This is a genomic window from Streptomyces sp. RPT161, from assembly GCF_027533845.1.
In the GTDB taxonomy this organism is placed as follows: Bacteria; Actinomycetota; Actinomycetes; order Streptomycetales; family Streptomycetaceae; genus Streptantibioticus_A; species Streptantibioticus_A silvisoli_A.
Window position 1 is genome coordinate 13100 of sequence record NZ_JAPZVN010000033.1, and the last position, 23067, is coordinate 36166.

At 69.4% G+C, this 23067-nt stretch carries 19 protein-coding genes; 9 read left to right on the forward strand and 10 right to left on the reverse strand.

Annotation, left to right across the window (positions count from 1 at the left end):
* Positions 1–480 precede the first annotated feature (480 nt).
* Together O5O46_RS33395 and O5O46_RS33400 are read left to right on the forward strand one after the other, a co-directional pair.
* Positions 481–1686 (forward strand): cytochrome P450, encoded by a 1206-nt coding sequence (locus O5O46_RS33395; protein ID WP_269859421.1) that lies wholly within the window; start codon positions 481–483, stop codon positions 1684–1686.
* A gap of 56 nt (positions 1687–1742) precedes the next feature.
* On the forward strand, positions 1743–2870 hold the full coding sequence (locus O5O46_RS33400; RefSeq protein ID WP_269859422.1) for a type III polyketide synthase: 1128 nt from the start codon (positions 1743–1745) through the stop codon (positions 2868–2870).
* On the opposite strand, the gene O5O46_RS33405 is transcribed toward O5O46_RS33400, so the two are convergent.
* The 8 genes from O5O46_RS33405 to O5O46_RS33440 form a co-directional block, all read right to left on the reverse strand.
* The gene (locus O5O46_RS33405) at positions 2838–3719 is read right to left on the reverse strand and encodes an ABC transporter permease (protein WP_269859423.1); all 882 of its coding nucleotides are present in this window, start codon (positions 3717–3719) and stop codon (positions 2838–2840) included. The genes O5O46_RS33400 and O5O46_RS33405 overlap by 33 nt on opposite strands.
* Positions 3719–4720: an ATP-binding cassette domain-containing protein gene (locus O5O46_RS33410; protein ID WP_269859424.1), complete on the reverse strand. Its 1002-nt coding sequence runs from the start codon at positions 4718–4720 to the stop codon at positions 3719–3721. Before O5O46_RS33410 ends, O5O46_RS33405 begins: the two co-directional genes overlap by 1 nt.
* 75 nt (positions 4721–4795) lie before the next feature.
* A complete protein-coding gene (locus O5O46_RS33415; RefSeq protein ID WP_269859425.1) occupies positions 4796–5788 on the reverse strand; it encodes a carbohydrate kinase family protein in 993 nt (330 codons plus the stop codon).
* A 52-nt stretch (positions 5789–5840) separates the two neighbouring features.
* Entirely contained in the window at positions 5841–6830 is a 990-nt protein-coding gene (locus O5O46_RS33420) for a zinc-dependent alcohol dehydrogenase family protein (RefSeq protein WP_269859426.1), read from the reverse strand.
* Complete coding sequence (locus O5O46_RS33425) at positions 6827–7657, reverse strand: carbohydrate ABC transporter permease (RefSeq protein WP_269859427.1); 831 nt, start codon at positions 7655–7657, stop codon at positions 6827–6829. Before O5O46_RS33425 ends, O5O46_RS33420 begins: the two co-directional genes overlap by 4 nt.
* On the reverse strand, positions 7654–8622 hold the full coding sequence (locus O5O46_RS33430; RefSeq protein WP_269859428.1) for a carbohydrate ABC transporter permease: 969 nt from the start codon (positions 8620–8622) through the stop codon (positions 7654–7656). The genes O5O46_RS33425 and O5O46_RS33430 overlap by 4 nt, the downstream gene beginning before the upstream one ends.
* Before the next feature lie 45 nt (positions 8623–8667).
* The gene (locus tag O5O46_RS33435) at positions 8668–10047 is read right to left on the reverse strand and encodes an ABC transporter substrate-binding protein (protein WP_269859429.1); all 1380 of its coding nucleotides are present in this window, start codon (positions 10045–10047) and stop codon (positions 8668–8670) included.
* 83 nt (positions 10048–10130) lie between these two features.
* Positions 10131–10892: a DeoR/GlpR family DNA-binding transcription regulator gene (locus tag O5O46_RS33440; protein WP_269859430.1), complete on the reverse strand. Its 762-nt coding sequence runs from the start codon at positions 10890–10892 to the stop codon at positions 10131–10133.
* Between the two features lie 462 nt (positions 10893–11354).
* Here O5O46_RS33440 and O5O46_RS33445 point away from each other — a divergent pair, with 462 nt between their 5' ends.
* Positions 11355–14411 (forward strand): non-ribosomal peptide synthetase, encoded by a 3057-nt coding sequence (locus O5O46_RS33445; protein WP_269859431.1) that lies wholly within the window; start codon positions 11355–11357, stop codon positions 14409–14411.
* Positions 14412–14591: 180 nt separating this feature from the next.
* Positions 14592–15935 carry a phosphoribosyltransferase family protein gene (locus tag O5O46_RS33450; protein ID WP_269859432.1) on the forward strand — a complete coding sequence of 448 codons (1344 nt, stop codon included), beginning with the start codon at positions 14592–14594 and terminating at the stop codon, positions 15933–15935.
* Between the two features lie 12 nt (positions 15936–15947).
* Here the strand turns inward: O5O46_RS33450 and O5O46_RS33455 are convergent, their stop codons facing one another.
* Positions 15948–16283 (reverse strand): YnfA family protein, encoded by a 336-nt coding sequence (locus tag O5O46_RS33455; protein ID WP_269859433.1) that lies wholly within the window; start codon positions 16281–16283, stop codon positions 15948–15950.
* Positions 16284–16403: 120 nt separating this feature from the next.
* Here O5O46_RS33455 and O5O46_RS33460 point away from each other — a divergent pair, with 120 nt between their 5' ends.
* From O5O46_RS33460 to O5O46_RS33470, 3 genes are all read left to right on the forward strand, one after another.
* Positions 16404–16814: a YciI family protein gene (locus O5O46_RS33460; protein WP_269859434.1), complete on the forward strand. Its 411-nt coding sequence runs from the start codon at positions 16404–16406 to the stop codon at positions 16812–16814.
* Positions 16815–16926: 112 nt separating this feature from the next.
* Entirely contained in the window at positions 16927–18204 is a 1278-nt protein-coding gene (locus O5O46_RS33465; protein ID WP_269859435.1) for an RNA polymerase sigma factor, read from the forward strand.
* 115 nt (positions 18205–18319) lie between these two features.
* Entirely contained in the window at positions 18320–19732 is a 1413-nt protein-coding gene (locus tag O5O46_RS33470; RefSeq protein ID WP_269859436.1) for a glutamate decarboxylase, read from the forward strand.
* Between the two features lie 109 nt (positions 19733–19841).
* Here the strand turns inward: O5O46_RS33470 and O5O46_RS33475 are convergent, their stop codons facing one another.
* Positions 19842–21032 carry a cytochrome P450 family protein gene (locus tag O5O46_RS33475; RefSeq protein ID WP_269859437.1) on the reverse strand — a complete coding sequence of 397 codons (1191 nt, stop codon included), beginning with the start codon at positions 21030–21032 and terminating at the stop codon, positions 19842–19844.
* A gap of 193 nt (positions 21033–21225) precedes the next feature.
* Here O5O46_RS33475 and O5O46_RS33480 point away from each other — a divergent pair, with 193 nt between their 5' ends.
* Positions 21226–21900 (forward strand): TetR/AcrR family transcriptional regulator, encoded by a 675-nt coding sequence (locus O5O46_RS33480; protein WP_269859438.1) that lies wholly within the window; start codon positions 21226–21228, stop codon positions 21898–21900.
* A gap of 128 nt (positions 21901–22028) precedes the next feature.
* The gene (locus tag O5O46_RS33485) at positions 22029–23048 is read left to right on the forward strand and encodes a tetratricopeptide repeat protein (protein WP_269859439.1); all 1020 of its coding nucleotides are present in this window, start codon (positions 22029–22031) and stop codon (positions 23046–23048) included.
* The last annotated feature ends 19 nt before the right edge of the window (positions 23049–23067 follow it).

Here is a 23067-nt window from a genome sequence, read left to right on the forward strand (position 1 = left end):
CCGGGGCCAAGCACCCGGTTGGCGATGCCCCTCGCCGAACGGATTCCGTCCCCGGCGAAGAGCCTGCCAGCACTGGTGCCGCACGTCAGGGCCGCCGCCCCGCGAGTCGCTGAGGTCCGGACCGTCCAGGGCTGCCTCATCCGGGTCGACATCGGCGAGGCGCTGGAGCCCCTTCGACATCTCGTGGCGACCTCGCGAACCCTCCCGCCTTTGTTGCCTTCGCTTGCGGAGGTGCGTTGTGGCCGCGACCACTTCTGGCCCGGGCTTCGGCATGGCGTGGCGAGACCCCCGTCGTGCGACCGTGGCGCACGACGGGGGGCGTCGCACCGTGGCAAACGCGGCAGGACAACACCTACGGGTGGTTTCGGTGACGGCCGTACATGAGTGCTCGGCGGCCGGGGGAATGCGTGGTCATTCGAATGGCGGAACGTAAACGGAACGAGTTCCCCCACAAGCTGTCACGCCACCTGGAGCCATCGCATGGAGAACCCCGGCACCGTATGGGACTGCCCGTTCAAGCACGAGACGGCTCTGGAGTTCGACCCGCTGATGCGCCGATTACTCGATGAGGAACCGGTCGCCAGGATCCGTATGCCGCACGGCGACGGCGAGGCATGGCTGGTCACCAGGTACGAGGACGTCCGCACCGTGACCACCGACCGCCGCTTCAGCCGCGCTGCGGGCATCGGGCGCGACCTGCCCAGGATGACCCCGGAACCCATCGCGCAGGCCGAGTCGATCAACCTGATGGACCCCCCGGCCCACAACCATCTGCGCAGGCTGGTGGCGAAGGCGTTCACCAACCGCCAGGTCGAGGCGATGCGCCCGAAGACCCAGCGGATCGTGGACGAGCTGCTGGACGAGATGGAAGCCCACGGCAGGCCCGCCGACCTGGTGCGGCACCTGTCGTCTCGACTGCCGCTGATGACCATCAGCGAGATGCTCGGCATACCCGAGGAAGACCGCCCCCGGCTGCGCCGCTGCGCCATCACCATGATGTCCACCTCCCCGACCGGGCGGGAGGCGGCTGCCACGGCGAAGGCGGAACTGCGCGGGTACTTCACCGAACTGACCGCCCAGCGTCGCCGCGATCCCGGCGACGACCTGCTGAGCGCGCTGGCCACCTCACGCGACGGCGAGGACCTGCTGGACGACGCCGAACTGGCCGTCATGGGACAGGTGTTGATGGTCACCGGCCATGACACCAGCACCTATCAGATCAGCAACATCGTCTACACCCTGCTCACCCGCCCCGAAGCGCTCGCCACCCTGCGCGCCCGGCCGGAACTGCTTCCGAAGGCCATCGAGGAACTGCTGCGTTTCATACCCTTCCGACAGGGCGTCGGCATCGCCCGGATCGCCATGGAGGACGTGGAGATCGGCGGGGTGACCGTTCGCAAGGGTGAGCCGGTACACGTTTCGTACCTCTGTGCCAACCGCGACGAGCGGGTTTTCGAACGGCCCGACGAACTGGACCTGGAACGCGGTGCCGCGAACCACATGACATTCGGGCACGGAACCCACCACTGCGCCGGTGCGCACCTGGCGAGGATGGAACTCCAGATCGCCGTCGGTACCCTGCTGGACCGTTTCCCGAAGTTGCGGTTGGCGGTGCCTCGCGATGAGATTGACTGGAACAGCGGATCGATTTGGCGGTATCCGCAGGCCCTACCGGTCTCCTGGTGAAATCGGTGGGCTCACCGGACGCCTTCCCGCCCCCTGCGCCCGATAGCGGAGAGCTCATGGCAACCCTGTGCAGACCGGCTATCTGTGTTCCCGAGCATGTCATCACGATGGAGCAGACTCTGGAACTCGCCCGCAGTCTGCACGCGGACCATCCGCAACTCGGCCTGGTACTGCGGCTGATCGAGAACACCGGTGTGCGTACCCGCCATATCGTCCAGCCCATTGAGGACACCCTCAAACACCCCGGATTCACCCAACGCAACGCGCTCTACGAGGCCGAGTCGAAAAGACTCGTACCGCCCGTCATCGAGCAGGCGCTGGAGTACGCCGAGTTGCGCCCGCGGGACATCGACCTCATCGTCTATGTGTCCTGTACCGGTTTCATGATGCCCTCGTTGACGGCATGGCTGATCAACACCATGGGCTTCAGAAGCGACACCCGGCAAACGCCGATAGCCCAACTGGGCTGCGCGGCGGGCGGTGCCGCGATCAACCGGGCACATGACTTCTGCCTGGCCTATCCCGGCGCCAATGTGCTCATCGTCGCCTGCGAGTTCTGCTCGCTGTGCTACCAGCCCACCGACGTGGGTGTCGGCTCGCTGCTGTCCAACGGGCTGTTCGGCGACGCCATCGCCGCGGCCGTGGTGCGCGGCGACGGCGGCACCGGCATACGACTGGAGCGCAACGGCTCCCATCTGGTACCGGACACGGTGGACTGGATCGCCTACGGGGTACGCAACACCGGATTCCACTTCCTGTTGGACAAACGGGTTCCGAAAACCATGGAGATGCTCGCCCCGGCCCTGCGCACACTGGCCGAGCAGCATTCCTGGGACGTGTCGGGTCTCGACTTCTACATAATCCACGCCGGCGGCCCGCGCATTCTCGACGACCTGTGCCGCCTGCTCTCACTGAAACCCGCCGCCTTCCGCTACAGCCGGGCCACGCTTGAGGAACGCGGAAACATCGCCAGCGCGGTGGTGTTCGACGCCATGGCGCGGCTGTTCGCGGACGGCACCCAGGTGGACGCCGCGCGCGGGGTGATCGCCGGTTTCGGTCCCGGGATCACCGCCGAGATCGCACTGGGCAGTTGGACATCGGCCCGTACCGCGGTGGACGAGGAAGCCCTTGTCGCGCTCGACGCGGCACCCTCAGGAGAGCACGCGGCGGCGGAAGTTCCGTAGCCCGAGGCCGAGGAAGAGTGCACAGAACCCGATGAGCACCGGATACACCACGTACAGATGCATGTGCGATGCCTCGGTGAATCCGGCGCGCATTCCCTCGGTGAGGTAGATCAACGGATTGACCAGCACCAGGATTTGGAGCCAGTGGAATCCACCGACATGCACCAGTGACAGCTTGGTCCACTGATAGTAGGTGCCGCCGAGGAAGACCAGTGGCAGTACCACGAAGCCGAACATGACACCGATGTTCCGCGGCTCGAACGTGGTGCCGAGAAGTAGTCCGAGTGAGGTCATGGTGACGCAGGCCAGGGGGATCAGGGTGACCACGATCCACCAGTGCACCGTCAGGTGGGCGTGCACGCCTGGTGCGTGCACCACGGCTGCGATGGGCAGCACGATGACCGCGGAGATCAGCCCCTGGGTGGCGCCGGACAACACCCGGGCCACCGCCACCAGCCACAGCGGGCACGGGGCCTGAACCCGGTCCTCTATCTCCCGCGTGAAACCGAACTCCTGGGACATCTGGATGGCCACCGACTGGATGCCCTGGAACATGATGGCGATCGACACCACCCCCGGCACCAGCACGGTGGCGAACGCCGATTCTCCCGCCGTGCCGCCGCCGGAGCCGATGCCCTGGCCGATGGTGGGGAAGACGTAGAGGAACACGAACACCAACAGGAACGGCTGCATCAGCGTACGGCCCACGAACTCGCCGAAGTTCTTGCGCAGCACCGTCAGATCCCGTCGGATCAGCGCCGCCAGCGCCGAGCGGCTGGCGGCCGCCGCGGACCTCGTGGGCCCTACGGCGATCCCTGCGGGTACCGAAGGTGCGGAGGGTGCGGCCATCAGTCCCTCAGCTCCTTTCCGGTGAGGCTGATGAACACCGTCTCCAGGGTGCTCTCGGCGATCGACAGATCGACCAGTTGGAAGCCGCCGGACTCGGCGCTGGCCATCACCCGGGGCAGGATCCGGTCGCCACCCTTGACCTGGAGCTCCAGCCCACCGTCCACCATCCGGGTGCGCACCACACCGTCGATGTCCCGGCGCAGCCGTGCCGCAAGCGGGCCCGGGTCGCCGCTGGTGGCCACCGTGACCACCGTGTCGGCGCCGAGGCTCCGTTTGAGCGCGTCGGGGGTGTCCAGTGCCAGGATCCGGCCGTGGTCGATGATCGCAACCCGGTCGCAGAGGTGGTCGGCCTCCTCCATGTTGTGCGTGGTGAGCAGGATCGTCTGGCCCTCGGCGATCAACTGGTCCAGGACCTCCCAGAGCGCCAGTCGGCTCTGCGGGTCCAGCCCCGCCGTCGGTTCGTCCAGGAAGAGCACGGCCGGGCGGTGGAAGATCGCCCGCGCCACCAGCAACCGCTGGGCCATGCCGCCGGACAGCGCGTACACCGAGGAGTCCGCCCACTTCGACAGCCGGAACTGAGCGAGGAGTTCGTCGGCCATCCGGCGCGATCGCCGGGCCGGGATGCCGAACAGCAGACCGTGGAAGTACAGGTTCTCCCGCACCGTCAGCGACCGGTCCAGGGTGTTCTGCTGGGTGACCACGGCGATGACCTGCTTGGCCAGTGCGGGTTGGGCGATGACGTCGACCCCGCCGACGTACGCGGAGCCCGCGGTCGGGATGACCCGGGTGGTGAGCATCCCGACCGTGGTGGTCTTGCCCGCGCCGTTCGGGCCGAGCAGCCCGAAGATCTCGCCCTGGTAAACGCACAGGTCCAGCCGGTCCACGGCGGCGAAGTCGGTCTTCGGATAGACCTTGGTCAGACCGCGCGTACGGATGACGGGCTCCCGTCCGTCGACCGCCGCCGTGCCGTACCGCTCCGCTTCCGTCTCCGGCGTCCCCATGGCTCACCTCGCCGCATCAGGCCCCGGGGCACCCTCCATCGTCCGCCAGTGATGCGGTCGGTACAACCGCGGACGCTACGGCAGCGCCGCGGACCGGTGGGCGGCGAGGTCGGCCAGCGTCGGCGGATCGGCGCCCGGGCGGCCGCAGGTCAGCGCTGCGACCAGGTTGGCCCGCGCCAGCGCGGCCGTCACGGCGGCGTCCAGCTCCGGGGCGGCGGTCGCCGCCCGCAGCCTGGTGCGCGGCGTCGAGTCGGCTCCGGCCGGTACGTCGCCGAGCAGCCCGGCGCCCAGCAGGCCGCTGAGCAGGCCCGCCATGAACGCGTCACCCGCACCCACGGTGTCCACCACCCGTACCGCGGGCACCGGCACATCGCAGCCGCCCGCCCGCCAGAAGACGCCCGTACTGTCCGACCCCCGGGTCAGCACCACCAGGGACGGCCCGGAAGCCGTCCACCCGGCCGCCACCTCCTCCGGCCGCCGCTCGGGGTAGAGCCAGGCGAGGTCCTCCTGGCTGGCCTTCACCACGTCGCTGGCCGCCACGAACGTCTCCACCCGTGGCCGCTCCGCCTCGGCGCCGCCCAGCAGGCTGGGCCGCAGGTTCGGGTCGTACGAGACGGTGGACACCGCGCGGGCGGCGCGCACCGCCGCCTCCACGTGGGGCGCGCCTGGCGCGAGCGCGGTGGCGATGGAACCGGTGTGCAGATGCCCCACAGCCCCTTCCCGCACCAGCCCGAGGGTGCTCGGTGGCATCTCCCAGTGCAGGTCGAAGGTGTAGGTGGCCGAACCGTGCTTGTCCAGGACCGCGGTCGCGGTTGGCGAGGGCCCGGGCACCACCGAGCCGTCCGTCAACTCCACACCGCTGCCCACCAGATGGCGCAGCAGTTCCTGCCCGTTGTGGTCCTGGCCGATCCTGGTGGCCAGCCGCACCGGGTGGCCGAGCCGGGCCAGACCGAGGGCGACGTTCGCCGGACTGCCGCCCGGGCGGGCGCTGCGGCTGCCGTCCGGGCCGCACAGGACATCGGTGAGCGCCTCTCCGATGACGAGCACCGGCGGTTGTGACGGGGTCATGGCGTGTTCCTCGGCGTCGGCGGCGGGCTCGGAGAACCGAGCTTAGGGGACCTCACGGCAGCACCTGGATCTTGCGGCCCCTGCCCGCCCGGAAGCGGTCCAGGGCCGAGGCGTAGTCGTCCAGCGGCAGCCGGTCGCTGATGAAGACCTCAGGGTCGAGCACTCCCATGCTGAACAGCTCGGCGGCCCGCTCGTAACTGTGCAGCACCGCCATGGAACCGGTGATGGTGATCTCCTGGTTGTAGATCCGGTACGGCTCGATGGTGGCCCGGGCCGCGTAGTCGGAGACCCCGAACTGCAGATACGTACCGCCCTTGCCGACCCGGCCGAGTGCGTCCTGGATCGCCTTCTCGTTGCCGGTGGCGTCGATCACGACGTCCCAGCCGCGCGGCCGTTCGATCTCGTCGGCCGAGATGACCGCGGAGCTGCAGCCCAACTGCTCGGCGGTGGCCAGCCGTTCGCGGTTCAGATCGACCATGTCCACCGAGGCGGCGCCGGTGAGCTTGGCCAGTTGAAGCATCATCAGGCCCATGGTCCCGGACCCGTAGATCAGTACATGGGTGGCCAACTCGTTGCGCAGGATGTCGTATCCGCGTACCGCGCAGGACAGCGGTTCGATCAGCGCCGCGTCCTCGGTGCGGACGTGGTCCGGCAGCTTCACGCAGTTGGCGGCGGGCGCCACGGCGTACTGCGCGGCGCCGCCCGCGGTGCTGACCCCGATCGCCGCCCAGCGCTCGCACAGGTTGTTGCGGCCACGACGGCAGTAGTAGCACTCGTGGCAGTACAGCGACGGATCCACCGCGACCCGGTCCCCGTCGCGAAGTTCGTCGACCTGCGAGCCGACCGCCACCACGCGTCCGGCGAACTCATGGCCGGGCACCACCGGCAGGGTGGGTGCGAACTCGCCCTGGAGGATGTGCAGATCGGTGCCGCACAGCCCGCAGGCCGCCACCTCGACCACCACCTCCCGAGGGCCCGGAGTGGGGTCGGGAACCTCTGCGACCTCCACCGAACCGACGCCGGTGATGATGGCTGCCTTCATTTGACTGCTCCTAGCGACAGGCCCTGGACGAGCTTGTCCTGGGCGGCGAACCCGGCGATCAGCACGGGCAGGGAGATACAGGTCGCGGCCGCGCAGACCTTCGCCAGGAACAGGCCCTGACTGGTGACGAAGCTGGTGAGGAAGACCGGTGCGGTACCCGCCACCACGCCGGTCAGTACACGCGCGAACAGCAACTCGTTCCAACTGAAGATGAAGGAGATCAACGCGGTCGCGGCGATTCCGGGCATCGCCACCGGAGCGACGATCCGCAGCAGCGTGGTCGGCAACCGGGCGCCGTCGATGGCGGACGCCTCCAGGATCTCCACCGGTACCTCGGCGAGGAACGAGCGCATCATCCACACCGCGATCGGCAGGTTCATCGAGGTGTAGAGGATGACCAACAGCCAGATGTTGTCCAGCATGGCGAGGTGCTCGGCGATCAGATAGACCGGTAGCAGCGCCGCGACCGCGGGCAACATCTTGGTGGACAGGAAGAAGAACAGGACGTCGGACCACTTGCGCACCGGCTTGATGGACAGCGCGTACGCGGCCGGTATCGCCAGCACCAGGACCAGGAGGGTGGACATCACGCTGGCGGTCAGGGAGTTGAGCAGCGGTGGCCACGGGCTGAGCCCGCCTCCGGCGCCGAAGAACTCCCGGTAGCCCTGGAGCGTCAGGGCGGCGCCGGGACTCGGCGGATTGGTCGCCGCGTCCTGCTCGCTGTGCAGCGAGGTCAGCACCATCCACAGCACCGGCAGCACGAACAGCACACCCGCGATCCAGGCCAGCAGCGTCCAGACCGCGCCCCGTCGGGCCGTAGAAGTCATCGGGATCCCTCCTGGCTGAGCAGGGACGACACGGTACGCAGTGCGAAGGTCGCCACGATGATCGAGCCGATCACCACCACGACGCCCTCGGCGGACGCCTGACCGTAGTCATGGGCCTGGTAGAAGGTCTGGTAGATGCTGTACGGCAGGTTGGCGGTGCCCAGGCCGCCGGAGGTGATCGTGAAGACCGCGTCGAAGTTCTGCACCACGTACACCGAGCCGAGCAGCGCCGCGAGTTCGAGGTAGCGGCGCAGGTGCGGCAGCGTCAGATAGCGGAAGATCTGCCAGCTGCCAGCGCCGTCGACGGTGGCCGCCTCGACCGCGTCCAACTGCCTGCTCTGCAGCCCGGCGAGCAGGATCAGCATCATGAACGGGGTCCACTGCCAGATCAGCGAGACCTCAACCGCCAGCAGCGGAGTGTGCGAGATCCAGTCCGGCTGCGGAGCGTGGTGGCTGCCGAACAGTCGCCACACCCAGTCGAGCACGCCGTTGATGACACCGTACGACGCGTTGTACAGGGCGTGCTTCCACAGCAGCGCGGAGGCGACCGGCACGATCAGGAACGGTGTGATCAGCAGGGTGCGTACGATGCCCCGGCCCCGGAAGCGCCGGTCCAGCAGCAGCGCGAGGCCGAGCCCGAGCAACAGGCTCACCACCACGACGGTCGCGGTCAGCACGATGGTGGTGAGCACCGAGGAGCGCAGCATCGGATCCTCGAACACCGTCTGGTAGTTGGTCAGCCCGGTGAAACGGCGGTTCTGCGGGGCCAGGGCGTTCCACTGCATGAACGAGATCACCAGGGTTGCCACGAACGGCAGTTGGGTCACCACGACCATGAACACCAGCGCGGGAAGCAGCGGGGCGCGGCGCGCCCATGCCCTGGCCCGTTCTCCGGTCCGCTTGGCGGACCCGCTGCGGTCGAGTGGTGCGGTGGGGGTGAGGGGATAGGTTGCGTTCGTACTCATGCCTGCTCTCCGCTCCGTACGAAGCGTTCAGTCGCGGCGGCGGTGTCACTTGGCATAGGTCGCGGCGACCCTCGCGGCGAGTTTCTGGCTGTCCTTGAGCGCCTGTGCGACGCTGGTCTGTCCGGCGATGGCCGAACTGAGGCTCTGCGAGACCCGGGTGCCCAGCGAGGAGAACTCGGGAATGCCGACGAACTGGATACCGGGGGCCGGTCGCGGCTGTACGCCGGGGTGTTCGGGGTCCGCGCTGTCGATCGCGGTCTTGGTGGCGTTCGCGAAGGCGGCGGAGGCGCGCAGGTAGTCGGGATCGCTGTAGGTGGACGCCCGTTTGCCCGCGGGCACCCTTGACCAGCCGAGTTCCCTGCCGACCAGTTGCTCGTACTGCTTGCTGGTCGCCCAGTCGATGAACTTCCAGGCGTCGTCCTGGTGCTTGCTGGCCTTCTGCAGTGCGAACGCCCAGGTGTAGAGCCAGCCGGAATCGCGGGTCCGCTCCACCGGGGCCGGCGCGTATCCGATCTTCCCGGCCACCGGGGATCCGGCGCCGTCCAGCGAACCTGCCGCCGCGGTGGAGTCGTACCACATGGCGACCTTGCCCTGCTGGAGGTCGTTGAGGCATTCGGTGTATCCGGACTGCGCGGCGCCCGCCTCACCGTGTGATCGCAGCAATCCCACATAGAAGTTCGCCGCGCGGGTGAACTCGGGGCTGTCCAACCGCGCCTTCCAGTCCTTGGTGAACCAGGTGCCGCCGAAGGTGTTCACCACCGTGGTGAACGGCGCCGCCATCTGGCCCCAACCGGGTTGGCCGCGCAGGCAGATGCCCCGCATCCCGGGCTGTGCGCCGTCCAACTTGGCGGCCAGGTCCGCCACTTGGGTCCAGGTCGGCCGGGTGGGCATGGTGAGTCCCTTGGCGGCCAACAGGTCCTTGCGGTACATCAGGAACGACGATTCGCCGTAGAACGGCTCGGCGTAGATGCGGCCGTCGCTCGCGGTCAACGAACGCCGAATCGGGGTGAGTACGTCCTGTTGGTCGTACGATGGATCGCGCGCGGCGCGTTGGCCCAGCGGGGAAAGCCAGCCGTTCCTGGCGTAGAACGGCACTTCGTAGTTGCTGATGGAGGCGACGTCGTATTCGGCGGCCTGGCTGGAGAAGTCCTGGCTGATCTTGTCGCGGACGTCGTCCTCGGGCAGCAGGGTGAAATTCACCTTGATGCCGGTCTGCCGGGTGAAATGCTCGGCGGTCAGCTTCTGCAGATCCACCATCTGCGGGTTGTTGACCATCAGCACGTTGATGGTGTGGCGGTGTGGTCCGCCGCCGAGTTCGTCCCCGCCCGCTCCGGCGCAGCCGCTCAGTAGCAGCGCGGCGCAGGCAACCAGAACGCCGAGGCGGCGGGCCGGGGAACGCGGTGTTTTTGACATGCGGGTGGTCATGATGGGCGCTTTCCGGGGAGAGACAAGGGGGGTTGTGGGGGCCTGCCCCCACGAAGGGGGCGTGCGGGCAGGCCCCCACAAGCTCAAACCCGCTGCACCTGGGGTCCGAGCAGCGAGTAGCGGTGGGCCTCGGCGGCGGACAGTCCGGTGTCGGTGACTATGGTCTCGAAGTCACCGACGTCCGCGAACCGGCAGAAGCTGTTGGCCCCGAACTTGCTGTGGAAGCCCAGGAACACCCGCCTGCGTGCCGAGCGCACCGCCTGTGACTTGACCGCGGCCACCGCCGGATCGGGAGTGGTCAGGCCGAACTCGCGGGAGATGCCGTTGGCCCCGAGGAAGGCCAGGTCGATCACGAAGGTGGAGAGCATCTCGGTGGCCCAGGAGCCGACCGAGGCCAGTGTCCTGCCACGGACGCGGCCACCGAGGAGCAGGACGGTGATGTCGTCCGACTCCGCCACGGCGGCGGCGGTGGCCAGCGAGGCGGTCACGATGGTGAGCTTCCGGCCGGCGGGCAGCATGGAGGTGAGGAGCTGCGGGGTGTACCCCTCGTCCACGAACACCGTCTCCGCGTCGCCGAGGAGGCGTACCGCCGCCGCGGCGATGCGGCGTTTGTCCGCCACGTTCTGGTTCTCGCGGCGGGCCAGGCTGGTCTCGAAGCCCGCGCTCTCCACCGGATAGGCACCGCCATGGGTACGGCGGACCAGTCCTCTGTGTTCCAGGTCGCGTAGATCGCGGCGGACGGTCTCGGGCGCCACACCGAATTCGGTGGCGGCGGCCGTCACCTCGACCCGGCCTTCGTGCCGGGCGAGGGCGAGGATTCGGTGTTGCCGTTCCTCCGCTGTCATGACACTGCCCGCCTCCTTCCCGTGCACCGCCGGACTTTTTGTCTGATCGGGCATGTGCGGCCCGCTTCTGCCCGCCCGAGAGTTATATCAACGGGGTACGCCCACGGGTTGGTCCGGAACTGGGAAAGTTGTGCCCGGTTTTCTGTGCCTTGGATATCGAGTTTACGCAGGTGGGCGCGGTACGCCTGGTGGAAGCGAGTGGCTTCTCGCCCTTGTGGGTGTCCGTTCGGTGCCCGGGTCCGTTCGGGCATGGCGCCACTCCGTCCGGCGGGGGCCGGAGCGCCTGGCTTGCGAACCCTGGCGGTACGGGTTCGCCGGGAGTACACCTGGAATCCTCCCGCGTGAGCCTCAATGCCCCGCAAACCAGGCAGGTTTGACCGAAAGCGATCGGCTGTGGCGGCGTAACTACACTGCTGGATGGTGTTTTTAGGCCAGATCAGCAGAGAAACGGGGAGTTTACTGTTGAGTACGCCAACTAACGGGTTTCGATCGCCCGGCGGACCGACCGCCGCCGGACATCAGCCCTACAACCGGGTCGTCTCACCCCTGGAGTGGATCTTCTTGGGGATCGAGCCGGAACGCAGTGTCGTCAACCACCTTGTCGAAGGTGATGGCAGACTCGGTGCCGAGGACCTGGCCCATGCCGTGGCCGTCGCGTCCGAGGCCAACCCGGGGGCCAGGCTGGTCCTCCAGGACAGGCGCTGGGTGGACAGCGGCAAGGCACCCGAAGTGCGGTTGCTTACCGCGGAAACGTTCAACCGGGAGCGCCTTGACTCGCCCGCACTGCGCACCGGACTGACCGGTCCGACCTGCGAGGTGCTGCTCGTCCTCGGGGATCCGGCCACCGTGGTGTTCCGCGCGGCACACGCCGTGATGGACGGGCGCGGCCTGTTGATGTGGATGGGCGACGTGTTCCGGGTGCTGCGCGGTGAGGAGCCGCTGGGCGCCAACTCGCCGATCGGCAACGACGACCTGCTGCGGCGGATCTGCGCGCCAGACGGCCTGCCGCCGCTGGCTGAGGATCCGGCGATGGAGTTCCCGTCACCGCTGGGGCCGCGTCCCGATGCGGCGGCCGGTCCGCTGTGGCGGCGCCGGACGGTTGACGGCACCCATCCGGCCGCCACCGCCAAGGTGACCGCGGCGCTCGCCGCGACATACGGACCCGGACGGTACTTCGTACCGGTCGACCTGCGCCGTCACGCACCGGACGTCCGCTCCACGGCCCCGTTGTCGCACCCGCTGCACCTGCCGGTGGGCGCCGACGACGGATGGGAGGAGGTGCAGCACAAGATGCTGACCGCCATGGCCGACCGGGAGGAACTGGCCAACCGCGCCAACCCGACCATCATGGATCTGCCGCTGCCCGTACTCCGCGTGGGCATAGCGGAGTTGGACGACAAGGCGGCTCGCGCCGACACCCACACCGGCCGGGCCTACGTCTCCCATCTGGGCGCCGTCAGCCTCGACGACTTCTCCACCGATGACTTCCATGCCACGTCCCTGTACACACTGGGCGGTGTGAACCCTGGCAGCCCGCCGGAGATCAACCTGGTGGAATCGGTGGGACGGACGGAGATCACCGTCGCCTGGTACGAGGGTCCCGGTGTTGCGGCGCGGGCTGAGCGGTTGCTGGATGTGGTGGAGCAGGCGCTTTCCCCCCGGGAGCGTCGTGTGTGGGCGGGCAACCGTACTGAGCGGGCGTTGCCCAGCGGGCATTCGGTGGTGCGGTTGTTTCGGGACCAGGTGGAGCGGACTCCCGATCGCGTCGCGTTGAGTGGTCCGGAAGGCGACGTGAGCTACGCGGAGTTGAGTCGTCGCGCAGACGCGGTGGCGGCTGCGTTGCGGCGTTGTGGTGTGGGCCGTGGTGCGGTGGTGGGGTTGCTGGCCGGGCGGTCGGTGGCCGCGGTGGCCGCGGTGTGGGGCGTGCTGCGGGTGGGCGCGTGCTACCTGCCGTTGGACGTGCGGCATCCGGATTTGCGGTTGGCGGAGTTGCTTGCGGATGCGGGCAGTTCGCTGTGCCTGGTGGAACGCCCTTACGACGAGCGTGACTGCATCCCGGAGGGGTGCCGGTCCCTGCTGCTGGACGACGTGGTGGATGACCTGGTGAACGTCGAAGCCACCGGCAGCGCTGACGCGGAAGTCAGCTTCGGCGATCTCGCATACATCATCTACACCTCGGGTTCAACGGGCCGGCCGAAAGGCGTGCAGATCGAGCATGGCAATCTGGCCAACTACGTCCACTGGGCGACCCGGGCCTTCGATGTCGACGAGGACATCCGGCTGCCGCTATTGACTTCGCCGTCGTTCGACGTGACCGGGACGTCGGTGTTCCTGCCACTGCTGGCCGGCGGCCAGGTCATCTTGATGCGCGAAGACCCCAACCACCTCTCGTTGCGCCGGCTGTTGCAGGAATCCGGCGCCAACGCCTTGAACCTGACCCCGTCCCACCTCGATCTGATCGGCAGGCTCGACATCACGCCCACCAGTTATCGCACGGTGATCGTGATCGGCGAGCAGTTGCGGGTGGAAGTCGCCGCACGGGCACAGCAGATGTTCGGCCCCCGGTGCCGGATCATCAACGAGTACGGTCCCACCGAGGCCACCATCGGCTGCACCGCCCACACCTACGACCCGGCCGCGGACAAGGACAGTGCGGTCGTGCCGATCGGGGTTCCGGCGGACAACACCACCGTCCATCTGCTCGACGCACACGGCCGGTTCGTCGCACCCGGCGAGGTGGGCGAGATGTATCTGGGCGGCGCGCAGTTGGCCCGCGGCTACCTGGGGCGTCCGGATCTGAACCGTGAACGGTTCCCCACCCTGGCCGATGGTAGGCGGGTGTATCGCACCGGTGACCTGGCGCGTGTCCTGCCGTCGGGCGCGTTGGAGTTCATCGGGCGCATCGACGACCAGGTCAAGGTCCGCGGTCACCGTGTCGAACCCGCCGAAGTCGCCCAGGCCTTGGAGGACCACCCGGCAGTCGAGCGCGCCGTCGTCGTGGCCAAGTCCCGGCCGGGCCAGTCGGGCAAGGCCCTGTACGGGTACGTCCTGGCCAACTCGGCGGTTACGGAAGAGGAGTTGGAAAAGCACCTGGCCGCACGGCTACCCGCCTATATGGTGCCCGCGGCGATGATGGTGCTGTCGGAGCTGCCGTACACCGTCAGCGGCAAGGTCGACGTCCGCGCCCTGCCCGACCCCCTCGGCAACCAGCCCGCTGCCGACGCCGCCGGGGACGACGGGGCCGAGGCCGTGGACGATCCGGTACAGGAGACGGTGGCCCGGATCTGGGCGGACACCCTCGGGGTACCGCCCGCCCGGCTGGACGGGCAGGCCGACTTCCACCGCCTCGGCGGTGACTCCGTCTCCCTGCTGGCCATGCTCGCCGCCCTCAGCCGCGAGGTCCTCGCCCCCGACGCCGAGGCCGCCTTCATGGCCAGACTCCCGGAAATCCTGCGCGAACCCACCCTGCAACGAGTGACCGCACTCGCCCACCAGGCAGGTACCAGAACCACCGCCTGACAAACCGCCCCGACCTGCGCCTTTCCGGTCGCCGCCGCTAGCCGTGCCGAGAGAGGCGGGCGAGGACGACACTGGAGGGAGCAGGTCGGGGCGGACGCGTCGCTCATGGGGGTCGTCGCCCGCGCGCCGGGTCCGCCTTGGTCCGAAGGGACCGGATCCGGCGTGCGAGGAGGTTTGACCGTGTACTTCTACGATCGGCTTGATGCGGGACGGCGACTGGCCGAGCGGCTGGCGCACCTACGTGGCACGGATGTGGTGGTGCTCGGCCTGCCCCGGGGCGGGGTCCCGGTCGCCGCCCAGGTCGCGGAGGCGCTCGACGCACCGCTCGATGTCTGTGTGGTGCGCAAGCTCGGGGCGCCGTTCCAGCCGGAGCTGGCCATGGGGGCGATCGGCGAGGGCGGTGTGCGCGTCATCAATGACGAGGTGGTCGGCCTGGAGCGGGTCTCCGAGCAGGAACTGGCCGAGGTCGAGGAACGCGAGCGCACGGAACTGGCCCGGCGTGCCCGTGCGTACCGGGGCGACCGGCCGCGGCTGGACATCAGGGGCCGCACGGTGATCGTTGTCGACGACGGCATCGCCACCGGCGCCACCGCCAAGGCGGCCTGCCGGATCGCCCGGGCACAGGGCGCGGAGCCGGTGATACTCGCGGTGCCGGTGGCGCCGCCGGACCGGATCGTGCCGCTGCAGGAGGACGCCGACGAGCTGGTGTGCCTGGAGACGCCGCACGACTTCTTCGGCGTGGGCCAGTTCTACGTCGACTTCTCGCAGACCTCCGACGCGGAGGTGATGGAGTGCCTGGCCCGTGCCGCGGAGCGAAGCGGCGCTGCCGGGAGCACCATGTCCTCTTCGGCCTCCTCTGACTCCGGTCCGTACGACAGGGAGGTGGAGATCTGTGCCGGATCCGTACGGCTGGAAGGGCGCCTCACCGTCCCCGCCGGGGCGGCGGGCATAGTGGTGTTCGCCCACGGCAGCGGCAGCAGTCGGCACAGCCCCCGGAACCGCCTGGTCGCGGAGGAGCTGAACCGGGCCGGGCTGGCGACGCTGCTGTTCGACCTGCTGACCCGGGAGGAGGAGGGTGACCGGGCCAATGTCTTCGACACCGTGCTGCTCGCCCGTCGGCTGACGGACACCACGAAGTGGCTGCGGGAGCGGCCGGAGGTACGGGGACTGCCGGTGGGCTACTTCGGTGCCAGCACCGGGGCCGCCGCGGCGCTGTGGGCCGCGGCCGAGCCGGGGGCGCGGATCTGCGCGGTGGTCTCCCGGGGCGGGCGCCCGGACCTGGCCGGGCCGCGGTTGTCCGCGGTGACCTCGCCGACGTTGCTGATCGTCGGCGGGGCGGACCCTCAGGTGCTGGACCTCAACCGGCAGGCGCAGGCCCGTATGCGCTGTGAGAGCCGCCTCGCCGTGGTGCCGGGTGCCACCCACCTCTTCGAGGAGGAGGGCACGCTGGAGCGCGCGGCGGAACTGGCGAAGGACTGGTTCCTCAGCCACCTCGCCTCCGTACCGGGTGCGGCGGCCGGCTGACCGCCGCCGCGGTCAGTGCCCGCGCGGCGCGTACATGATCACGGCGACGCCGAGCAGGCAGACGCAGGCACCGATGATATCCGCCCGGTCCGGGCGGTAGCCGTCCACGATCACACCCCATGCCAGTGACCCGGCGACGAAGACGCCGCCGTAGGCCGCCAGGATCCGCCCGAACGCCGCGTCCGGCTGGAGCGTCGCGACGAAGCCGTAGATGCCCAGCGCCAGTACACCGGCCCCCACCCAGGCCCAGCCACGGTGTTCCCTGACCCCCTGCCACACCAGCCAGGCACCGCCGATCTCGAAGAGTGCGGCGATGACGAACAACACGACGGAGCGAAGAACGAGCATCCGCTGAGCCTAGACCGAAAGACTTTTTCGCTGGGGTGTCGATTCCGTCCTCGGCCGTTCGACGCGTAGGCAGAGGCCGGGCGGACCGGCCGTTCATCGGATGGACGAGGAGAGAAGACGATGCGGTTCATGATGATCGTCAAGGCCAGCGAGGACTCCGAGGCGGGCGTGTTGCCGAGCAAGGAGCTGCTCGCGGCCATGGGCAAGTACAACGAGGAGTTGGCCAAGGCGGGTGTGCTGTTGGCGGCCGACGGGCTGCAGGCCAGCTCGAAGGGAGCACGGGTGTCGTTCTCCGGCGCGAAGCGCACGGTGACCGACGGTCCGTTCGCGGAGACCAAGGAACTGATCGCCGGGTTCTGGATCATCCAGGCGAAGTCGCTGGACGAGGCGGTCGAGTGGGCGGGCCGGGTGCCCTTCGAGGAGGGCGAGGTCGAGGTCCGGCAGGTTCAGGAGGTCTCGGACTTCCCCGCCGACATCCTCCCGCCCGAGGACGCGGCGCGCGAGCAGGCGTTGCGGGACGCACTCGGCTAGCGCGTTCTGCGAGGCAGGCTCCGGCTCCCCGCGAGTGTCGGGGGCAGGCCCCCGGTGGGCCTCGCGCGTCTGGGTTGCGGGGAGGCGGTGTGCGCTGCTCTGATGGGGCGGCGTGACGGCTTCGAATACCCATCGCGCGATCGACGCGGTCTGGCGGATCGAGTCGGCGAGGGTGATCGCCGGGCTCACGCGTATCGTCCGCGATGTCGGCCTCGCCGAGGAACTGGCCCAGGACGCGCTGGTCGCCGCGCTCGAACAGTGGCCGGAGTCGGGCATCCCGCGCAACCCGGGTGCCTGGCTCATGGCCACCGCCAAGCACCGGGCGATCGACCTGCTGCGGCGACAGCAGCGACTGGATGACAAGGTCCAGCTGCTCGGCCGGGAACTGGAGACCGGACAGCGCGGCGAAGACCCGCACTTCGAAGCCGTCCTGGAGACCGACTTCGGCGATGACCTGCTGAGGCTGATGTTCATCTCCTGCCATCCGGTGCTGTCCACCGAGTCCCGGGTCGCGTTGACGCTGCGGCTGCTGGGTGGGCTGAGCACCGCGGAGATCGCCCGCGCCTTCCTGGTGTCGGAGTCGACCGTCGCCCAGCGGATCGTGCGGGCGAAACGCACCCTCGCCAAGGAACACGTGCCCTTCGAGGTGCCGGAGGAGCCGGAACTCGCCGACCGGCTGTCCTCCGTGCTTGAGGTCGTCTACCTGGTGTTCAACGAGGGCTACTCGGCGACCGCCGGTGATGACTGGATGCGCCCGGCGCTGTGCGAGGAGGCGCTGCGGCTCGGCCGCATCCTGGCCGAGCTGGTGCCGGACGAGTCGGAGGTGCACGGCCTGGTGGCGCTGATGGAGATCCAGGCGTCCAGGTCGGCCGCCCGCACCGGTCCCGGCGGTGAGCCCGTGCTACTGCTGGAGCAGGACCGTTCCCGCTGGGACCAGTTGCTGATCCACCGCGGACTGGCCGCGTTGGAACGCGCCGAGAAGCTCGGCGCCCCCGGCCCCTATGTCCTACAGGCCGCGATCGCCGCCTGCCACGCCCGGGCCCGTACCGCGCAGGAGACCGACTGGGGTGGGATCGCCGCGCTTTACGAGGCGCTGGCGCATCTGGCGCCGTCGCCCGTCGTGGAGTTGAACCGCGCCGTCGCGCTGGCGATGGCGTACGGCCCGGCCACCGGCCTGGAACTCGTCGACCAGCTGGCCGCCGAACCGTCGCTGCGCACCTACCATCTACTGCCCAGCGTGCGCGGCGATCTGCTGGCCAAGCTCGGTCGACTCGCCGAAGCGCGCGAGGAGTTCGAGCGCGCCGCGGCGCTCACCAGGAACGAGCGCGAGCGCACTCTGCTCTTGGCACGCGCCGCCGAGTGCCGCCGTACTGGAGAGGGCGGCCGCTGACCACAAAGGAGCGGGCACTAGCCTGGCCGCCGGGCGTGACCGGTCCGACCGGGCCGGCCGCCGCCGAGTGAATCGGTACGTACGGAATGAAGTCGGCGAAAGGGACCTGCTCACGATGCCGCTCAAGCGCCCGCACCAGCACCGCAAAGCCAGCACCCACCTCATGGTGAACCCGGTCTTCACCCGGGAGCCCATCAGCGTCCCCCGGTTCGAGCTGCCCGAGGGGGGAATGGACCCCGACACCGCGTACCAGATCGTGCACGACGAGTTGATGCTCGACGGCAACGCCCGGCTGAACCTGGCCACCTTCGTCAGCACCTGGGCCGAGCCGCAGGCGCAGCAGTTGATGGCCGAGTGCGCCGAGAAGAACATGATCGACAAGGACGAGTACCCGCAGACCGCGGAGGTGGAGGCCCGCTGCGTCCACATGCTCGCCGATCTGTGGCGCGCCCCCGACCCCCATGCGGCGGTGGGCTGTTCCACCACCGGTTCCAGCGAGGCCGCGATGCTGGCGGGTCTCGCGCTCAAGCGGCGCTGGCAGCACCGCCGTCGCGCCGAGGGCAGGCCGACCGACCGGCCGAACATGGTCATGGGCATCAACGTGCAGGTGTGCTGGGAGAAGTTCGCCGACTACTTCGAGGTCGAACCCCGCTACGTGCCCATGGAGGGCAACCGCTTCACCCTCTCCGCCGAGGCCGCCGCCGAGCTGTGCGACGAGAACACCATCGGTGTCGTCGCGGTGCTCGGTTCGACCTTCGACGGCGCGTACGAGCCGGTGGCCGAGATATGCGCGGCCCTCGACGCGCTCCAGGAGCGCACCGGCATCGATGTTCCGGTCCATGTGGACGGCGCCTCCGGTGCCATGATCGCCCCGTTCCTCGACCCCGACCTGGCGTGGGACTTCCGGCTGCCGAGGGTCGCCTCCATCAACACCTCCGGGCACAAGTACGGTCTGGTCATGCCGGGTGTGGGCTGGGCGCTGTGGCGGGACGCCCAGGCGCTGCCGCAGGACCTGGTCTTCCACGTCAACTACCTCGGCGGCGACATGCCGACGTTCGCCCTGAACTTCTCCCGGCCGGGCGCCCAAGTGATCGCGCAGTACTACAACTTCCTGCGGCTGGGGTTCGACGGCTACCGCAGGGTGCAGCAGACCTGCCGGGACGTGGCCACCCGACTGGCCCGAGGGATCGCCGAGTTGGAGCCGTTCACCCTGATCACCGACGGCAGTGAACTTCCCGTCTTCGCGTTCCGGGTGAGCGACGGGATCACCAACTTCACCGTCTTCGACGTGTCCGCCGCACTGCGCGAACGCGGCTGGCTGGTCCCCGCGTACACCTTCCCGGCCAACCGCACCGACCTCGCGGCGCTGCGCGTCGTCATCCGCAACGGCTTCGGGCACGACCTCGCCGACCTCTTCCTGGAGGACCTGCGCCGGGTACTGCCGCGGCTCCAGGCCCAGGCCCAGCCGCACCGCGACGAGGAGAACGCGGGCGCCTTCGCCCACGGCGCGGAGTCCAAGTCCCGCTAGTCGGCGTGGGGTAGCGGTTGCTCCGGGCGCTGACAGAAGCTGGTCCGCCGCAACGGCGGGGTCCCGGCGGCGCCGTACCATCCCAGGCCCGCGACTCCCCGCGCCAGGCTCAGAACCGTACGGGCAACTCCCGTACTCCACGCAGCAAGCTGGGCCGCCACATGAGGGTGGCCGGGTCCCTGTCCAGCGCGAGCCTCGGGCACCGCTCGAAGAGCGTCCTCAGCGCGATGCCCGCTTCCAGGCGGGCGAGCGGTGCCCCGAGGCAGTGGTGGATGCCGTGGCCGAAGCCGAGATGGCCGCGGGCCGCCCCGGTGCGGCGGATGTCGAAGCGGTCCGGGTCCGGTGCCAGCCGGGGATCGCGTCCCGCCGAGGCGAGCAGTATCAACACCGCTTCCCCAGCCGGGATGACGGTACCGCCGATCTCCACCGGTTCGGCGGTGAACCGGTAGGACGTGGACTGCGCCGGTCCGTCGTACCGCAGCACCTCCTCCACCGCACCGTCGACCAGTCCCGGATCGGCGCGCAGCGCCGAGAGTTGCTCGGGGTGGCCGAGGAGTGTGAGCGCACCCGTGGAGATGAGGTTGACGGTCGTCTCGTGCCCGGCGACGAGCAGCAGGAACGCCATGCCGAGGATCTCCTCGGCGGAGAGCCGGTCACCGTCGTCGTCCATGGCCCGTACCAGGGCGCTCAGCAGGTCGTCGTCGGGCACTCGGCGTTTGCCGTCGATGAGTTGGGCAAGATAGCCGGTCATGGCCTGGGCGGCTGCGGTCGCCGCCTCCGGGCTGCTGGGGTGGACTGTCTCGTTCGACCATCCGTGGAATGCCTCCCGGTCCTCGACGGGCACCCCCATGAGTTCGCAGATCACCGACATCGGCAGCGGAAGCGCGAACGCCGCCACCAGGTCGGCTCGGCCCAACGGCACCATGGCGTCCAGGAGTTCGTCGGCGATCCGCTGGACGCGCGGCCGTAGCGCCTCGATCCGCCGGGCGGTGAACTTCTTGGCGACCAGCTTGCGCAGCCGGGTGTGATGCGGCGGGTCGGTCTGCAGCATGTTGAGTCCGACGGCATAGCCGCCGTCGTCCTCCCACGTCGAGGAGTGCCGTACGTCGTTGCGCAGCCGTGGGTCGGTCAGCGCGGCCCGGACCTGCTCGTGGCCGACCACCAGCCACACCCCGGTGCCGTCGGGCGCCGTCACCCGGTGCACCGGGCCCCGCTCCCGCAGATGTGCGTAGAGCGGGTAGGGATCGGTGGCGAAGTCCATGCCGGGCGGGGTGAGTTGCTCCAGTGACGGCATGGTCATGTTGGGATCCCTTCGTCGGCCCATGGCGTGCCCGGTGCCTCTGCGGCGCAGGTTGGAGGGGGCGTGATGTGACACACAATCAACCGGGGAGCACTCCGCGGATTAACCGGGGAGTGCTCCCCGCTTCCCCGTTGGTGGGAACCCTAACACCGAACCGGGGAGTGGTCCACGGTTCCTTGTTAGGGTGCGGTCCATGGGAGCGAGCGAAGACGGGACGACACCGCTGCGGCGGGACGCGCGGCGCAACCGGGAACTGCTGATCTCGGCTGCCCGGCAGATCTACGCGGAGCAGGGTCTGGACGCGCCGCTGGACGAGATCGCCCGCCGCGCCGGGGTGGGCAACGCCACCCTGTACCGTCGCTTCCCCACCCGGGCGGCACTCATCGAGGCCGTCTTCCACGACTCGCTGACCGCGACCCTGCGCGCGGGCGAGGAGGCCCGGCGCAGCGCTGACGCCTGGAGCGGGCTCACCGCCTACCTGGAGCACGTCTTCGCCGGGCTGGCCGCCGACCGCGGCGCCAACGACCTCATGACAACCGGGATTTCGGGGGTGCCGTCACTTGAAGCGCTGCACCAGCACAACCGGGAGACCATCGACATGCTGATCGAGCGCGCGCAGCGGCAGGGCACCATGCGCGACGACATCGCCACCGAGGACCTGCTGTTCACCCTGGCCGCGCTCGGCAGGGTGGTACCAGCCTCGGTCGCCGTCAGTCCGGACGCCTGGCGGCGTTACCTCGCCCTGCTGCTCGACGGGTTGCGCGCCGAGGCGGCGCGCCCGCTTCCGGTACCGCCGCTCACCCCGGACGAGCTGGGCGGTGTGCTGCGCGGACTCGGGCCGCACCGGGCGTCCCGTACGACTCAATGATGACAACCGCTCCCGCGTGGTACCGGAGTTTGACGTCACAACCCACGTACAGGTTGATCCGGCGAACTGCCCCCCGCTCATAGGTTCTTGGTCGAGACCGGTGACGGCGACCAGGAAGACAGGCACATATGTACAGCAAGGCGTTCGCTCCCGAGTACCAAGGCGTTCTGGGATCCGCTCTGTCGGTGAACTCCTCGTACGAGGAGGTGCTGGCCAAGGCGACCGAGGAGCAGCGCCGTTCGACGCTGGGGTACGCACGGGCCGGGCTCGCGGTCGCCGAGGCGAACCGGCGGCTGGGCCGGGTGGCCGACGCCGAGCGGGCCTGGCGGGACAGCTACCGTGCCGCGAGCCGTGCGGGGGACAGCGCGGCGATGGCCTGGGCGCTGTGGAGCGGCGGCACCCTGGCCCGGCAGCGCGGCAGGCTCGCGCTGGCCCGCCGCTGGCTGGCGGCCGCCGCCGAGTGCGCGGAGCGCGGCGGTGACCGGATCGCCCGCGGATACGCCCTGGCCGGCCTTGCGGAGACCGGACGCATCCAGGGTGACTACGCGGCCGTCACCGAACTGCACGAGCGGCTGCTGGCCGAGGCCCGGGCGCACGGTGAGGCCCGGCACACGGTGTGGGCGCTGGAGGGCATCGCGCAGATGCACCGCAACACCGGTTCGTATGACACCGCGTTGGCGATGTTCGAGGAGGCCGCCGAGATCGCCGCGGCCGCCGAGGACGCCCGCGGCCATGCGTGGGCGCTGCGCGGCATAGCCGACGTGCTGTCGGTACGGGGTGAGACCGAGCGGGCGCTGGAACTGCTCACCGAGGCCGAAGTCGTCTGCCGTGCCATGCGGTTGGAGAGCGCGCTCGCGTACAACCACAAGATGCGGGGGAACGTACTGTTCCGCGCCGGTCGGTACGAGGAGGCGCGCGAGGTCTACTCCGGCGCGCTGGAGGAGTTCCGGGCCATCGGGGAACCGCGCGGCGAGGCGTTGTCCAGGTTGGGTTTGGTCAAGTCCCGTGCGTACCTCGGCCGTTCGGCGGCGCAGACCGAGGCGGAGCTGGCGGAACTGGACGAAACGTTCCGCCGTATCGGCCTGGACCACGCCCGCTCCATGCTTCGGCGCTTCCGCGCGGAACTGGAGGGCCAGACGGCGGCCTGAGGGTTCCGGTTGGGAACGA

Excerpts from the sequence above, each read along its gene's own strand:
- O5O46_RS33410 (WP_269859424.1), bottom strand. The coding sequence starts at position 4,720 with ATGGGGACGCCGGAGACGGAAGCGGAGCGGTACGGCACGGCGGCGGTC.
- O5O46_RS33435 (WP_269859429.1), bottom strand. The coding sequence starts at position 10,047 with ATGACCACCCGCATGTCAAAAACACCGCGTTCCCCGGCCCGCCGCCTC.
- O5O46_RS33430 (WP_269859428.1), bottom strand. The coding sequence starts at position 8,622 with ATGAGTACGAACGCAACCTATCCCCTCACCCCCACCGCACCACTCGAC.
- O5O46_RS33475 (WP_269859437.1), bottom strand. The coding sequence starts at position 21,032 with ATGACCATGCCGTCACTGGAGCAACTCACCCCGCCCGGCATGGACTTC.
- O5O46_RS33400 (WP_269859422.1), top strand. The coding sequence starts at position 1,743 with ATGGCAACCCTGTGCAGACCGGCTATCTGTGTTCCCGAGCATGTCATC.
- O5O46_RS33425 (WP_269859427.1), bottom strand. The coding sequence starts at position 7,657 with ATGACTTCTACGGCCCGACGGGGCGCGGTCTGGACGCTGCTGGCCTGG.
- O5O46_RS33455 (WP_269859433.1), bottom strand. The coding sequence starts at position 16,283 with ATGCTCGTTCTTCGCTCCGTCGTGTTGTTCGTCATCGCCGCACTCTTC.
- O5O46_RS33485 (WP_269859439.1), top strand. The coding sequence starts at position 22,029 with ATGTACAGCAAGGCGTTCGCTCCCGAGTACCAAGGCGTTCTGGGATCC.
- O5O46_RS33395 (WP_269859421.1), top strand. The coding sequence starts at position 481 with ATGGAGAACCCCGGCACCGTATGGGACTGCCCGTTCAAGCACGAGACG.
- O5O46_RS33480 (WP_269859438.1), top strand. The coding sequence starts at position 21,226 with ATGGGAGCGAGCGAAGACGGGACGACACCGCTGCGGCGGGACGCGCGG.
- O5O46_RS33420 (WP_269859426.1), bottom strand. The coding sequence starts at position 6,830 with ATGAAGGCAGCCATCATCACCGGCGTCGGTTCGGTGGAGGTCGCAGAG.
- O5O46_RS33460 (WP_269859434.1), top strand. The coding sequence starts at position 16,404 with ATGCGGTTCATGATGATCGTCAAGGCCAGCGAGGACTCCGAGGCGGGC.
- O5O46_RS33415 (WP_269859425.1), bottom strand. The coding sequence starts at position 5,788 with ATGACCCCGTCACAACCGCCGGTGCTCGTCATCGGAGAGGCGCTCACC.
- O5O46_RS33405 (WP_269859423.1), bottom strand. The coding sequence starts at position 3,719 with ATGGCCGCACCCTCCGCACCTTCGGTACCCGCAGGGATCGCCGTAGGG.
- O5O46_RS33440 (WP_269859430.1), bottom strand. The coding sequence starts at position 10,892 with ATGACAGCGGAGGAACGGCAACACCGAATCCTCGCCCTCGCCCGGCAC.
- O5O46_RS33470 (WP_269859436.1), top strand. The coding sequence starts at position 18,320 with ATGCCGCTCAAGCGCCCGCACCAGCACCGCAAAGCCAGCACCCACCTC.